Source organism: Novosphingobium sp. KACC 22771 (genome assembly GCF_028736195.1).
Taxonomy (GTDB): Bacteria; Pseudomonadota; Alphaproteobacteria; order Sphingomonadales; family Sphingomonadaceae; genus Novosphingobium.
This window is the reverse complement of sequence record NZ_CP117882.1, coordinates 540,555-553,736: the sequence shown is the minus strand read 5'-3', so window position 1 is coordinate 553,736 and position 13,182 is coordinate 540,555. Positions and strand designations below refer to the sequence as shown.

Genomic DNA, 13,182 nt, shown 5'->3' with positions numbered 1-13,182 from the left:
TCGCGTCAGCTTGAACGGCAATCGCTCCAGGACAAATGGATCAACGCATAACCAGGCGGGCAAGCTCATAGGCGCTGGTCACTTCGAGTCGCTGATAGGCCCGCTTGCGATAGGTCAGCACCGAGGAAGTGCCGATGCCCAGATCAAGGGCTGTGCCCTCGATCGAGATCCCAATGGCCGCACGAGCGCAAATCTGCCGCTCGCGCAGGGTCAATTGCGGATAACGGGTGGCAAACCGCTGCTCAAGTTCCGCCAACCGCTCGCCACGGTCCTCCACCACTTCCCCCACGAGTTCGCGGTGGCGATCAATCAGGGCAGACACCAGCCGCCAGAACCCGCCCAACCACGCCAGCTCCAGAGGCGAAAACCCGCCCGCCGCGCCGCGCCGCGCCACCGTGGCGCATCGCCAGCCACGCCCCCGCCGCTCGACGAAAGACACGCGCTCGGTGATGTTCGAGCGCAACAACATCTCACGATAGGCCGGAACGACAATATCCGATGGCCGCACCACGACCCGGAACAACTGGCTGTCCGCCGTGGCGGCGTCAATCGCGGCCTGAATGGGATCAACCGGCAGAAAGCGATGCGCGTAAGTCTCGTGGGAAACGGGAGGTTTGTCCTCCTCCGTCTCGGAAACCAGCGCTTCAAGAGCATCTGCCCGGCCTCGACCATCGAACACATAGAGCCGGTCAACGTGCATCTGCCGCTCCACCGCCGCCGAAAGATCCTTGTAGAAACTGTCCGACCCAAGCCCGGCCACCACGCTGCGATAAGCTGCGAAAACCATTGAGGGAATGGGGTCGGTATCGACCCGCACCATCTGCACCATAGGCATCCTGCTTTCTTTATTGGGCGCCTGTCCCCGATCGGACGGACAGACCAGCGCCAGTATCGGCCTTATTGATAGGGCAAGCCAATAGGGAGAAAAAGGGATGAAATTCGGCCTGTTTCTGGGAATATGGGAAAATCCTAGCGCCGCTGGAGAGCATCAGGCGATCCTGCATCAAGTGGTTGATTACGTCATCCATGCCGAACGCCTGGGCTTTGAGTCGGCCTTCCTTACCGAGCATCATTTCACCGGGCTGCCCCAGATCCCGTCCTCGATGATGGTGCTGTCCTATCTTGCCGCGCGCACCACCAGAATGCGCCTCGGCACGGCGGTCACGATCCTGCCCTGGCATAATCCGCTGCTGTTCGCCGAAGAGGTCGGCACGCTTGACCTGCTATCAAACGGGCGGTTCGAATGCGGCATTGGCCGGGGTTTCCGCTTCACCGAATGCCAGGGCTTCGGCATTCCCGGCGAGGAACTGCAAGCGCGCTATGACGAAGCGGTGGCAGTGCTGGAAAAGGCATGGTCGGCGCCGGGCCGCTTTTCGCATGCGGGTAAATACTGGAATTTCACCGATGCCGTGATCGACGCCAAGCCGGTGCAGAAACCTCACCCGCCGGTCTGGGTCGCCGCCGCCAGTGACGGTTCGATCCGCAAGGCCGCCCATCAGGGCTACAATGTCCTGCTCGACCAGTTCAGCGATGCCGGCCAGATCGGCGCCAGAGTCGCCGTGTTCCGGGCTGCTGTCGAGGCGCAGGGCCAGCGGTTCGACCCGACCCGTGTGGGCGTCACCCGCGCCTTTCACCTGACCAGCAGCGAGGCCGAAACCCGCGATGCACTGGAACATCACCACCATGTGCTGGCCAACAACCGCCGCCTGTCATCCGATCCGCAGCAAAGCGGGGGCACGCTCTACCGCCCGCCCACGGCGAGCGGCGATGCCGACGACACCTGGCTGATCGGAACGCATGAGCAGATCGTTCGCCGCCTGCACAGTCTGCGCGAACAGGGCGTCGAACATGTCCTGCTGCTCGACACCGCCGGGGACCGCACCAGCCTTGAACGTTTCGCCGGCGCGGTCATGCCGCTCTTTGCAGGCGAGCGCGCGGAAGAGCCCGCGTGAAGCTGGTTCCCGTTTTTCAGGTGGCCTCCATCGCCCCAGCAGTCGACGAATGGTCGCGACTGCTGGGGATGAAGGCCACCTTCATCGATGGGGATCGCTGGGCGCAGTTTGATCCACCCTCAGGCCGGATCGCGCTGGCCTCGGCTGAAGAAGCGCCCTACGGGTCCGGCGCCATGGTCAAGGTGGCCGATCTGCGCGAAGCCCGGACTGCCTGCCAGGCAGCCGGGCTCAGCGCTGGACCCATCGAGCAAGGCAAGCACGAAAAACGCTTTACCGTTCTGGCGGGCGGGATTGCGCTGGTCTTCTATACACCGGCCTAGAAGCCGGCGATCAGCGCGAGCGTCGCGGGCCAGGCAATGGCGGCGGCGGCTCGGTCCCCCTGCGTGGCAACATGATAGGCGAACCCGTGTTCGGCCTGCGGGAAATAGTTGATCAGCGTTGGCGCCTGCCGGGCGTAAAGCACCTCTTGCAAGCGCTGATATTCGGCGGGCTGCGCCAGATCCTTGCCCGGACGGCACACCTGCACCGGCCCGCGAATATGCGCCGCAAGGGCGAACTCATCCAGCGTTTGCCCCGGGAAGTCCGCCTTGCTGGTGGGAATGCCATAGAGCGGCACGGGCCGCGCAGCGTAGATGGTGGGATTATAGGCGCAAACCAGATCGATGCGTTGATCCAGCCCGCCCTGCAACAGCCCGAAACGCCCGCCGAGACACCAGCCAATCGTTGCGACGCGGCGCATCCCCAGCGCCCCGCTCAAATGCTCGCTGCAGGCCATCAGGTCATGCATCGCATCATCATCGGCGATGCCGCGCGATCTTTCGAGCTGGCCACGCATGTCCTGCGGCGGTCTTTCCCCGCGATAGGGGTCCCAGATCAGCACCGTATGCCCCAATTCGGCCAGCGACAGGGCCGTTCTGGTCATATAGTCATCTATGGCGGCAATGGTCGGTTGCAGGATCACCCCAACGCCGCCCGTTCGCCGGGGCCGCGCCAGCAACGCCCGCACAGGGCCAAGCGCCAGCGGCTCAAGCCGGCCACCCGAAGCGCCCGGCTCGGCCTTCGCCATGGCCGGAAGGGAGACGGCAGCCACCGCGCCGCTCAGGAAGTTTCGACGCTGCATGCAGTTTGCCTTTCCTTTTCGCCCAACCTCAGTGGGTGACCAGCGAACTGAGCTCGAAAGGACTCGTGATGCTCAGGCGCTGATAGGCCCGCTGGCGATAGGTCAGCACCGAGGTCTTGGCGATGCCGAGATCGAGCGCGGTAGCTTCCACCGTCATGCCGATAGCAGCGCGGGCGCAAACCTGCCGCTCGCGGTTGGTCAGCGCCGGATAGCGCCCGGCAAACCGTTCCTCCAACTGCACCACCGAGAGCTGCCGCGCGGTTGCCACCTTGCCCCGCGCCAAGGGAAGCATGGGCAGGACGAGACAGGCCAGCCCCACCAGCGCATCAATCTCGCGGTCGGAAAAGCAGCCATCGCTTTCGTGTCTCGCCAGATTCATCACCCGCCAACCTTCATCAGCGTGCTGCACGATCGACACCCGCTCGATAATGCCAGGCTGATCGAAGAAACGTCGGCGAAAGTTGGCCTGCGCGATGTCGATGGGGCGCACCCGCTGCAACGCCATGTCGCTTTTGGCAGGAGCCGCGCGGCAGGCCTCGTGAACCGGATCGACCGGGAGATAGCATTTCTGATAGATAGGGATCAGTTCATCCAGCCCCGGCTCGGCGGACCAATAGCGCAGCTCGGCATTATCCTTGCCCTGAATCTCGAACAGATAGAGCCGCCGCAAACCATCCGTCAGCGAAAGGACAGCTTCTCGGGCCGTGGCGCCAAACTCGTCGGTGCCCAAAGCCCTCAGCAATTTTTCGTAAGCCCCGCCGCAAGCGCCAGACGCATGCCAGTTATGGACAGATTGAATATGTCCCATTTCCTCGCTCCCAAGATGACCAGCCCTGTCTTTTTCTATCAGGCTGTTTTGTATCAGGCTGTCTGTTCCGCCTGTTTTCGGCTTTTTGCAATCTCCAGCGCAACCGTAACATAGGCAAACAGTGTAAGCACAGCAGGTACGGCGAACAAGGAGGTCACCGTAGCCTCGGATATGCCTGCCTCAAGTGCTTGCCCGATGATGATCGGCGCCAGCACCGTGCCCAGCCGCCCCACGCTCTTGGTCCAGCCCACACCCACCGCGCGCAGGTTTGCCGGATAGAAATCCGCCAGTACCACATTGATCCCGCTATATGCGCCAAGGCTGGCAAACCCGCCAACCGCCAGCAGGCAAAGCAGCACCGCCGGACTGGTTTCCACGATGGCCTTGCCCACCGCAAACAGGGCAATCGCCGCCACGCTCAGAAATGTGCACAACACGCGCATGGAGCCGAACAGGTCAATAAGCGGGCCAATGACCAGGGTTGCCACCAGCCCGCCGCCCGCAAACATCGAAATGCACAGCGCGGCAAACGAGGCTTCCCGGCCCACATCCGTCAGCAAAGTGGGCAGCCATGAATTCAGACAATAATTGATGGTCAGCATCGAAACGAACATCAGCCAGAGCATCAGTGTGCCCAGCCGATAGGGCGGCCGCACTATAGCCGCCACACTGACGGTCCGCTCAGGGCCTGCCTGCGGCCCTTCGGGCATCGCATCGTCCAGCCAGCGCCAACTGCACGCCGCCGCGATCAAACATAGCGCGCCAATCGCCATCATCGCCGTCCGCCATGTCATCACCCCGACAAACAGGCCCGCGATGAGGCCGGATACCACAGCGCCCAGCCCATAACCCGTGAACAGCAGGCTGATCGCGGTGCCGCGGCGCTTTAGCGGCACCTTGGCCGCCACCAGGGCGAACCCGCTCGGCAAGGCCCCGCCCAGGAAAAATCCGGTGACGATTCGCAGCCCCAGCAACATGGCGCCGCTTGTGCTGAAAGCCGTGATGGCCTGGGCAATGCCGAAACCCGTGATCGTCAGCACCAGCACCTTTCGGTGCCCGAAACGCGAAACAAACATGGGGGTGACCACCAGCCCAAGGCATTGGCCGATCAGATTGGCGGAAAAGATCGGCCCCAAGGCGGCGCGAGACAAGCCCAGATCGCGCGCAATGCCCGGCGCCAGCGGGCCAAGGATGGAATGAACCAGCCCATCAAGAAAATAATTGGCCGAACACAGCAGGACCAGCGCGACTATGCCGCGCTCCGGCAAGGATGTTTCCTGTGTCAACGCCTCTCCAGTCAATTGGCCCGTTTCGGGTCTCAAAGCATTCATATGGCAATTCTCCCGGCCGAAGTCTTGCATAGGAACCGCCCTGCCCCTGTCCTCTCAACAAGGGACAAAGGCAGGCCCGCCCAATGTCCTGCCGTCAGAGGACAGACGTTTGCCCATCCATCGCCGATGATGGGGGCGAACTTAAGTTGGAGAGCCAAGTGCTGCAAGGAAACAAAGTCATCATCACGGTCGCGGTCAACGGCGGAATGCAGCAGGATCGCGATGGCGCCATCATTCCCAAATCGCCCGCGGAGATCGGCGAAGCAGCGGCGCGCTGCCATGCGGCGGGGGCCGCCGTGGTGCATGTGCATGCGCGCGACAAGGACGGCAAAAATTCGGGCGATAAGGCGATCTATGCCGAGATCATCCGCGAAATCCGCGCGCGTTCGCCCATTCTGATCCAGACCACGAACGGCATTGGCGTCAGACGCGACCCCAACACCGGCCAGTTGCATTGGCCAACAGATGAGGAGCGCCTGGGCATCCTTGAGATCGAACCGGCTCAGGATCTGTTTGGCATAGCCGCCGGGTCCATGGACTTTTACAACCCCGAAGGCGGCTATCCCGGCGAGACCCCTTATGTGAACTCCGGGGAATTGCTGAAGGAAACCATCCGCGCGGTTTATGCCAAGGGTTCCGCTCTGGAATATGAGGTGGTCGAGGCCAGTTCGCTGCACCGCCTGCTGCGCTATGCCGAAGAAGGCCTGTTTGACCGCAACCGCGACAATGTCTGGCTGCTGCACGGCGGCGGTTTCGGGGCTACGCCCGCCATTGCCCGCAATGTGCTGTTTTCCATTGACGAGGGCCTGCGCCTCTTCCCCCGCGCGCTCTGGGGCATCACCGGCACCGGGCGCGACATGTTCAAAATGGCCACATTGGGCCTGTCGATGGGTTGTGATGTGGTCCGGGTCGGTTTCGAGGATGGCATCCATCTGCCGGATGGTTCAGTGGCGCGCGACAATGCGGAATTGGTGAGCGCCGCCGTACAGATCGCGCGGCTTTATGGCCTCACGCCGGCCAGCGTTGGGGAAGCAAGCGCGCGCTTTGGCCTCACCGATCGAGACATTCCGTAAGGACCGCGACTTTGCGGCTTGGCTCGGGCTCTCACCGCGCCAGCACTCGCCCGGAGGCAAACAGCGGTTCGGCAGCATAACGAAAATGGGCGAGCGGACGACCAGACGGCTGCTGATCATCGGCGGCAGCTCGATGGTACGCCAGGCATGCCGGTTCGGTGCGCCGACCGGCTCATGGCTGGAGCGCATGCTGGCGCGAAAGCCTCGTATGCTCGTCTCTGTGGCGCTAGCCAACAAGATGGCGCGCATGGCCTGGACGCTGCTAACCAAGAATGAACATTGCAGAGCTCCGGCTGCGGTCTCGGCGTAAGTCGAGGCAGCAGCCAGAGACGTCGGGGACGTAGGCGGTCGAACGAAGGTATGGCACAACAGTCGGCGAGACGGGGCTGGAAGAACCAGGGAACGGCAGAGCGCTAGTTGTTTAGTCCCAGCATGTGATGGTGCGGTTCTACGATAAAGACCTCTGGCTTGGATTTCCAGACCTGCTCGATGGCCTCGTATGGCGTTTTGAAGCGGAGAGCCTTGAGTTGCTTGGCAAAGTTGTAGGCAACCAGCCAATCGCGGACGTGCCTGCGCAGTTCGATGATCGAGGCATAGTGGAAGGATTTGACGGTCGCTTCCTTGATAGTGCGAACCATGCGCTCTGCCTGACCGTTGGTCCATGGGTGATAGGGTTTGGTAAGCCGATGCTCGATGCCGTTTTCCCGGCATACGCGTCCGAAAATATGCGGAAAGGTCAGGCCTGTGCCGCGTTCGGTTTGGGCAAACTGGACCCCGTTGTCGGTCAGGATGGTGTGGATACGGTAGGGCACGGTTCTGATCAGCGCCTTGAGAAAGCCGGCCGCGACCATTTTCGTGGCTCTGCGGTAGAGGCGGGCAAAGACCAGTTTGGAGGTGCGATCGACAGCGACATAGAGGCAGGCCTTGCCGCCTTCATAGTGCAATTCCGCGATGTCGATGTGAAAGTAGCCGATCTCGTAGGTCTTGAACTTCTTGGGTTTCTCGCGATCCGCCTTGGGAAGCCGGGAGATGCCGTGTCGTTGCAAGCAGCGATGCAGGGAGGAGCGCGTCAGATGGGGGATCACGTCCTTCAAGGCGATATAGACATCGTCGAGCGGCAGTCGGGCCTGAACTCGCAGGGCCACAATGGCCGCTTCCTCCATGGGCGAGAGGACGGTGCTGCGTGGCTCTTTGGGGCCCATCGGTTTGTCCTCGACCGACTGACGGCTTCGCCACTTCAAGACTGTCTTTTCGTTGATCGCGTACTTCTTGGCGAGGCTCGCGACCGAAGCTTTCGATCGCTGTAGCTCTGCTCGAATGGCGTGCGTGGTCTTGGCGCTGCCATGGAGAACCTGGCCCATAACTCCCTCCGCTGTGATGACGATAAATCTACACCATCACATGCTGGGACTAAACAGCTAGCCAAGCGCGTAAACCTGAAGCAGCATATGGTGCTGCTCATCAAGGCCGGACAGATGACAGCATCCGACCACGTGCCGACACACCCGAATTTAGTGCTTGCATCCGATGGGGCGTCCACAGACGATGTTCGTTCACGGTCTTCGAGGATGACCTGACGAGGGTGGGAATTTAGCCGTTCAGCGACTGCTGCACCTCACTCGATGAGGAGGCCGTCCTGAGTGGAAGGATATGCACGATAAAAAGCCGGGAGGCCCGATGGCCTCCCGAAAGGGGTGGATCATGGATCAGAAGGTGGCAATCGGGTTGACCGGTACGCCGGTGCCGGTCGTCACGCGGATCGGCGCCACGGTCAGCAGGAAGGTCCAGCGCTTCAGTGTGCCGGCCGTTTTGGCCAAGGTCCCCAGATCGGTATCGTCAATCAGTGGCATACCAAAGGCGACCAACGCAAAATTGTGCACCGGCAGATAATCATCCGGGTTGGTGATGGTGGTGGTCGCCGGAAAGGGCACGACACTCAAGGCCGTTTCGCTGCCCAGCAGAGCAATGTTGCGTGCGCGCAGCCAAGGAATGGTCGAGGCGTCCAGTCCGGCCGCCTGTTTGCCGACATCCCATGGCCCCTTGGCCGCCTCCCTTTCCCAGCGGCCGGTGCGGATAAACACGGCGTCGCCTGCGCCGATCTTGATCCCGGCAAACTTCTCCCATGCCTCCAGATCCTCGGCATAGATCGGCGTGCCCGGCTCCAGATAGGGGACACCTTTTAACAGCGGCATGTCAACCAGCACGCCGCGCGTGAAGACCCCGTCGGCATAGGCCGCAATGCTGCCCCGTGTCAGGCCGTTTTCCATCGAAAGATGCTCGCTGGCGGCATAGCCGTTGTACATCTTGCCGTCGAACAGATGATGGCCCAGCGCGTCGAAATGCGTGATCGTATAGCCATGCGCGGCAATCGTCAGGCTGTCGGTCGATCCGGTGGGCCGTTTGGGCGGGCCGGAGAGCATGCGCTGCTGGACCGGAGCGGGGGCAGCGGGGGCTTCTCCTGCGACATGTTGGGGCACGATCTCTCGCGAGAGAGAGATTGCGGTGCCTGTCTGCACCAAAGCGGCGGCCTGCTTGCGAACCGCAGGGGTGATCAGGTTGAGCGTCCCTTTCTGATCGTCCGGCCCCCAGCGACCCCAATTGCTTTGCGTCTTTTTCCATCCGTCGATGGTTTGCTGCGTCACCGTATGATCGGGCGCGGCATGGGCGCATACGGGGGCCAATGCCAGAAACGCCGCTAATGCCTTGTATTTCGCCATGTCTCAAAACCCTGCCTTGATGCCGAGCCGGAACATACGGCCCACCGTGTCATAGAGGAACGGATTGGTATCAATCGCCAGATTGCCCGCCAGCGGCGCGATGCGCGGCGACCGGTCGAACAGGTTGCGCACATTGAGATAGATCTGCCCTTCCTTACCCAGCGCGGGCAGCTTGAAGCTGACCTGACCGTCGAACACGGCATAATCGGCGACATTCTGATAGCCAAGCTGGGCCGGCGTGCGCGACACATCATACGTGCCCCCGCCGACATAGCGCCCGATCAGCGTGGCATTGAAGGGGCCGTTGAGATAGTCGATCATCGCCTGTCCGCGCCACTTGGGCTGGCTGTCGACAATCGAACCGGCGATATCGCGCGTCACCAGCCCCGGCGCCGAGGTGACATAGCTGTTCACCCTATTGGCCACCGCGCGCAGCGTCAGTCGTCCGTTCCAACTGGTGATCAGCTTTTCCAGAGGCACGCGATACGATGCCTCGATATCAATGCCGTTGGTTTTCAGCCGTGAATAATTGATCGGCGCGGACCGGAAAAAGGTGAGATTGCCCGCCGCATCCCGGCTGCTAAGGCTGCACAGGTTCGTCACCCCGGCATAGCACTGATCCAGCGCGACCTGATCGGTGATGGTGGCGATGGCGCCATCAATTGTGATGTCATAATAATCGACCGAAAGCTGCAAACCGGGCACCGCGCGCGGGCTGAGCACCACGCCATAGGTCAGCGTATTGGCAATTTCCGGGGTCAGCGCCGGGTTGCCCGTGGTCAGGCTGGAGACGTTGGAGACCGTGGCATTGCCCTTGAAGGGATCCCGCACGGTTGAAACGTTCTGACGCCCGCGCGAGAACAGTTCGTTGAGATTGGGCGCGCGAATGTCGCGCGAGCGGGTCAGGCGGAAGCGGATGTCCTCGATGGGCGTGTAATTGACGCCCGCCTTCCATGTGGTGACCGTGCCGCTGGTGCTGTAATCGGTCAGGCGCACCGCTGCGTTCAGGTCCAGTTTGCGCAGCAGCATGATGTCGCGGGCCAGGGGCACCACCGTTTCGGCATAGCCTTCGCGGATCGTATAGGCGCCCGACCACGGCTGCTGATTGCCGATTTTATAGCCATTGGCGACCGAGAGATCATCCGATGTCACATTGGCGGTTTCGCGCCGATACTCGCCGCCCACGGCCAGCGAGACCGGCCCGGCCCATGTCGAGAAAGGTTCACCCGAGATATTGAGCGCGGCCACCTGTTGGCTGGTGCGGATAAAGGCCGGGCTGTCACCGTTGACATAGGCGAGCGAGGCCGCAGACGGGCTTCCCACGCCAAAGGGGTTGAAGGGGACGCAGCCGTTGATGGGGTTGGTCAGCGTCGATCGGCACACGATCTGATTGTTGGCCGGATTGACCACCGCGTCGACAGCTTGGGCGAAATTGGCGATCTTGTTCGTGTTTTTGACGATATTGGTGTTGCGGTTCTCACCCCACTGGAAATAGCCGTCGATTTTCCACGAGCCGCCCAGACGCCCCGAAAAACCGCCCAGCAGACGCGTGGTCTTGTTCAGATTGTCGGTGTGGGTCAACCCATCCTCCAGATCCCAACGCGTCATGGTCAGGCTGGTCACGCCCGCGCTGGTCATCTGGTTGCGCAGGCTGACGGGCAGATAGGCATTGTCGCGCTGGACGGTGATATAGGCGGTCTGCGCGGCGCTGCTGTTATGGACGTTGGGGCCGTTGATATAATCGGAATGGACCTCGGCATAGCTGCCCTCGGCAAAGATCTCCCACTTGGGCGCCACTTCAAACAGCGCATGGGCAAAGATCGTCTTGCGCTCCAGCGGACGGTTGATCTGCTGGATGATGCCATTGTCCACCCCGTCGCCGCCGACCTGCGTGCCGGTCGAGGTGAGCGAGCCGAAGTTGAAAGCCGTCACGCCGCCGCCGGGCGCAAAGGTGATGCCGCGAAAGCTGGCATTGGCCGCCGGTGTGCCGCCGTTGCCGTTCAGGATCAGCCCGCCATAGCTGGTGACCAGCCTGACGTTACCCGCCAGAATTTGCGAGGGATTGTCCACCGTGCCCGCGCCGGTCGGGTTGGTGATGATCTGATAGCCCGCCCGCGCCCAGTCACGCGCATTACCCGCAACACCCGTGTTCTTGAAATACTCGCCGCTGACCACAAGATGGCCGCGCCCGCCCGCAAAGCGGGTCCCGGCCGTCAGCGTCGCCAGATATTCGTGATTGTCGTCATGGGAAGACAGGCCGTATTGCACCTGTCCCTTGACGCCTGTGTAATGGGTGTTGAGCACGAAATTGACCACGCCCGCCACCGCGTCCGACCCATAGGCCGCCGAGGCGCCGCCCGTGACCAGATCGACCCGCTCCACCAGCGCGCCGGGGATAAGGTTGGCATCGACGCTGCCGGTGATGTTGGTGGAGACAAAGCGATGGCCGTCGATCAGGGTGAGCGTCCGGCTTGCGCCCAGTCCGCGCAGGTTGAGAAAGCTTTGTCCGCCCCCGGTGCTGCCCGAATTGCGCTGGGTCCCCGATGTATTGGTCAATGCGGGCAGCGTGCGCAAAGCATCCGAAATGGTCGAGGGCGATGATTTGGCAAGATCGGCACTCGACAGGATGGTCACCGGGGTCGGGGTGGTAAAACCGGTGCGGGCAATGCGCGAGCCGGTCACGACAATGGCCTCTTCGGTTGCGGCCTGCTCGCCTGCGGCCTGCTGGGCGGCGGCGGAACAGGACAGGGCAACCCCGCAGGCCACGATCGCCGTGGACGCGCAAAGGCGGGCTGTAAGTGGAATTTTCATCAGGCAAATCTCCCTCGCCGATGTCGGCGGCTCACCGGCCCGCCGATCAATCTGACTGCCCGATTAACGGCGATTCGATTTAAACGCAACACCGTTGCATATAGCTTGGGTAAAAAATGAGGGGCGGACATGACATCCGCCCCTCGGTCAAACCTTGCCCGCCCCACAATTGCGGCCGTTTGGAAGGCTTACTTGGCCGGCTCTTTATGGGCCGCATTCCAGGCGATCTGGTCGATGTCTGCGCTCAGACATGCCTGCCACAGGGCGCTGTATCGAATTACGCCTTCGCGTCCGGCGATATAGGGATTGGGCTCGTTGGCCTTGCGCTTGACCAGCATGGCCACCTTGGTCAGCCCGTCGTCGCCCACCGTGTGGTTGGAGAGGACCACATCGGCCTGCATCGCATCGGTCACATCGGCGAAGTGATCGAGCGACTGGCGAAACTGCCTGAGCGCGGCCAGATTTTTGGGCGAACCCTGACCACCGAACAGCGATGCGACATGGGGCTGCCCCTTGTCCATCACCGGAAATACCAGCGAGACCGTGCCGGGCGTATGGCCGGGCGTCAGCACAACCGAGAGCGTCCGTCCGCCCAGCGTGATTTGCTGGCCATCGGTGAGATAGAAATCATCCGCGCCCTTGACCGGCATCGCGGGGCCTAACGCCTTGCCTTCCCAATCCTCGCGACTCATGCCGATTTTCGCGCCCGAAAGCGATTTCAGATAGGCCGCGCCGCCATAATGGTCGCCATGATTATGAGTGATGATAATGGTCTTGATCCGCGCCGGATCCAGCTTAACCCGCCGCATATTTTCGACAATCACGCGCTTGGCATCTTCCTCGTTTGACAGCGTGTCGATCAGGATGATGCCCTCGCTGGTGTCGATCGCCCAGACGTTGTTGGCGTCATCGCCGATCGAATAGACACCGTCGAACACCTCGATAGGCTGGGGCATGGGCGCGTGAATCGCGCTGCCGCCCGGCACATTGCGACAGCGATAGAACAGCGTCACGGGCCATTGCCCGCCGCCCACATCGGCGGCCATGGCGGCATAGACCTTGGCGCCGGGCGCGGTATAGCCGCTCAGCCGCTCCATATCCTGACGGTTGCGGATTTCCTGACGCCCGCCGTTGGGGGTGTTGATGCGCGAGGCATCGGCCTTGCCCTGACGCGAGGCAGGGATTTCCCGAGCTTCTGCGCCAAGCGCGGGCATAGTTGCGCAGAGCGCGCATCCCAGCGCCATGGCTAGCCCTATTCCTTGCCGTGCCATGCCCGGCGCAACGCTTTTTCGTTTATCCATATGCCTAGCCTTTCCATGTTGCGCCTGATGCGCGCATTCTCTCCATGCCGGCGAGGCCGGCGCTCACGA

11 protein-coding genes and 1 pseudogene are annotated in these 13,182 nt (G+C 62.0%); 4 read left to right on the top strand and 8 right to left on the bottom strand.

Annotation, left to right across the window (positions count from 1 at the left end; translation table 11 throughout):
- Window positions 1-40: 40 nt before the first annotated feature.
- A complete protein-coding gene (locus PQ467_RS19290) occupies window positions 41-835 on the bottom strand; it encodes a helix-turn-helix transcriptional regulator (protein ID WP_274177156.1) in 795 nt (264 codons plus the stop codon).
- Between the two features lie 97 nt (window positions 836-932).
- Between PQ467_RS19290 and PQ467_RS19285 the strand changes: the two genes are divergently transcribed.
- Both PQ467_RS19285 and PQ467_RS19280 read left to right on the top strand, forming a co-directional pair.
- Window positions 933-1,952 carry an LLM class flavin-dependent oxidoreductase gene (locus PQ467_RS19285; RefSeq protein WP_274177155.1) on the top strand — a complete coding sequence of 340 codons (1,020 nt, stop codon included), beginning with the start codon at window positions 933-935 and terminating at the stop codon, window positions 1,950-1,952.
- Window positions 1,949-2,272, top strand: a complete 324-nt coding sequence (locus tag PQ467_RS19280) for a hypothetical protein (protein WP_274177154.1) — start codon at window positions 1,949-1,951, stop codon at window positions 2,270-2,272. Before PQ467_RS19285 ends, PQ467_RS19280 begins: the two co-directional genes overlap by 4 nt.
- Here PQ467_RS19280 and PQ467_RS19275 read toward each other — a convergent pair.
- From PQ467_RS19275 to PQ467_RS19265, 3 genes are all read right to left on the bottom strand, one after another.
- The gene (locus PQ467_RS19275; RefSeq protein WP_274177153.1) at window positions 2,269-3,072 is read right to left on the bottom strand and encodes a dienelactone hydrolase family protein; all 804 of its coding nucleotides are present in this window, start codon (window positions 3,070-3,072) and stop codon (window positions 2,269-2,271) included. The genes PQ467_RS19280 and PQ467_RS19275 overlap by 4 nt on opposite strands.
- Before the next feature lie 28 nt (window positions 3,073-3,100).
- Window positions 3,101-3,814 carry a helix-turn-helix transcriptional regulator gene (locus PQ467_RS19270; protein ID WP_274177152.1) on the bottom strand — a complete coding sequence of 238 codons (714 nt, stop codon included), beginning with the start codon at window positions 3,812-3,814 and terminating at the stop codon, window positions 3,101-3,103.
- Between the two features lie 119 nt (window positions 3,815-3,933).
- Complete coding sequence (locus PQ467_RS19265) at window positions 3,934-5,211, bottom strand: MFS transporter (protein ID WP_274177151.1); 1,278 nt, start codon at window positions 5,209-5,211, stop codon at window positions 3,934-3,936.
- A 158-nt stretch (window positions 5,212-5,369) separates the two neighbouring features.
- Between PQ467_RS19265 and PQ467_RS19260 the strand changes: the two genes are divergently transcribed.
- Both PQ467_RS19260 and PQ467_RS19255 read left to right on the top strand, forming a co-directional pair.
- On the top strand, window positions 5,370-6,284 hold the full coding sequence (locus PQ467_RS19260) for a 3-keto-5-aminohexanoate cleavage protein (RefSeq protein ID WP_443193032.1): 915 nt from the start codon (window positions 5,370-5,372) through the stop codon (window positions 6,282-6,284).
- Window position 6,285: 1 nt separating this feature from the next.
- A pseudogene (locus tag PQ467_RS19255) lies at window positions 6,286-6,594 on the top strand (transposase); the annotation flags it as partial.
- 103 nt (window positions 6,595-6,697) lie between these two features.
- Here the strand turns inward: PQ467_RS19255 and PQ467_RS19250 are convergent.
- The 4 genes from PQ467_RS19250 to PQ467_RS19235 form a co-directional block, all read right to left on the bottom strand.
- Window positions 6,698-7,645: an IS481 family transposase gene (locus tag PQ467_RS19250; protein ID WP_274176399.1), complete on the bottom strand. Its 948-nt coding sequence runs from the start codon at window positions 7,643-7,645 to the stop codon at window positions 6,698-6,700.
- Window positions 7,646-7,990: 345 nt separating this feature from the next.
- The gene (locus PQ467_RS19245; RefSeq protein ID WP_274177150.1) at window positions 7,991-9,001 is read right to left on the bottom strand and encodes a cyclase family protein; all 1,011 of its coding nucleotides are present in this window, start codon (window positions 8,999-9,001) and stop codon (window positions 7,991-7,993) included.
- A 3-nt stretch (window positions 9,002-9,004) separates the two neighbouring features.
- Entirely contained in the window at window positions 9,005-11,812 is a 2,808-nt protein-coding gene (locus PQ467_RS19240) for a TonB-dependent receptor plug domain-containing protein (RefSeq protein ID WP_274177149.1), read from the bottom strand.
- Between the two features lie 188 nt (window positions 11,813-12,000).
- Window positions 12,001-13,113 (bottom strand): MBL fold metallo-hydrolase, encoded by a 1,113-nt coding sequence (locus PQ467_RS19235; RefSeq protein WP_274177148.1) that lies wholly within the window; start codon window positions 13,111-13,113, stop codon window positions 12,001-12,003.
- Between the last annotated feature and the right edge of the window lie 69 nt (window positions 13,114-13,182).